The organism is Microbacterium sp. GW821-FHT01D02 (assembly GCF_059422585.1).
Map to the genome: position 1 here is coordinate 1 of NZ_JBWKXB010000007.1, position 864 is coordinate 864.

1 protein-coding gene is annotated in these 864 nt (G+C 69.9%); it reads left to right on the top strand.

The genetic code is table 11. From position 1 onward, the window contains the following. The coding region (locus AC07VM_RS18910; protein WP_494912776.1) for a DUF7507 domain-containing protein at positions 1-864 on the top strand (864 nt) is incomplete at both ends.

An 864-nucleotide genomic window follows, 5' to 3' on the forward strand; every position in this document is an offset into this window, starting at 1 on the left:
CGACCTACGTCGTGACCCAGGCGGACATCGACGCGGGTGGTGTGACCAACACGGCCACGGTGACCGCCACCCCGCCGGGAGACCTCGAGCCTCCGGTGTCTCCGCCGTCGACCGTCGAGGTCCCCGCCGTGCAGACACCCGGTGTGACCGTGGTGAAGTCCGCCGACCCGAACACCGCGGCCGACTACGACGTCGGCCAGGAGATCACCTACACGTTCGTGGTCACGAACACCGGCAACGTCACGCTCACCGATATGGAGGTGACGGAGACGGCGTTCACCGGATCCGGGCCGGCGCCGGTCATCGAGTGCCCGGCGGAGATCGCATCGCTCGCGCCCGACGCGCAGGTCATCTGCACCGCGGTCTACACCCTCACCCAGGCCGACGTAGATGCCGGGCAGCTCACGAACACGGCGACCGCGACCGGGACACCGCCCGGAGACCTCGAGCCGCCCGTGTCCCCGCCCTCCACGGTGGAGATCCCCGGTGATCCGGCCCCGGCCCTCACCGTGGTGAAGTCGGCGGACCTCACCGAGATCACTGCCGCAGGACAGACCATCGCCTACTCGTTCCTCGCGACGAACAGCGGCAACGTGACGCTCACCGATGTCGAGGTGACGGAGACGGCGTTCACGGGCACAGGGTCGGCTCCGGTCATCGACTGTCCGGACGAAGCGGCACTGCTGGTGCCGGGTGCGTCGGTGACGTGCGAGGCGACCTATGTCGTGACGCAGGCGGACATCGATGCGGGTGGTGTGACGAACACGGCCACCGGCACCGGCACTCCGCCCACGGGTGAGCCGCCCGTGGCTCCGCCGTCGACGGTCGAGGTGCCTTCCACGTCCGCCCCGGCGATGACCGTGG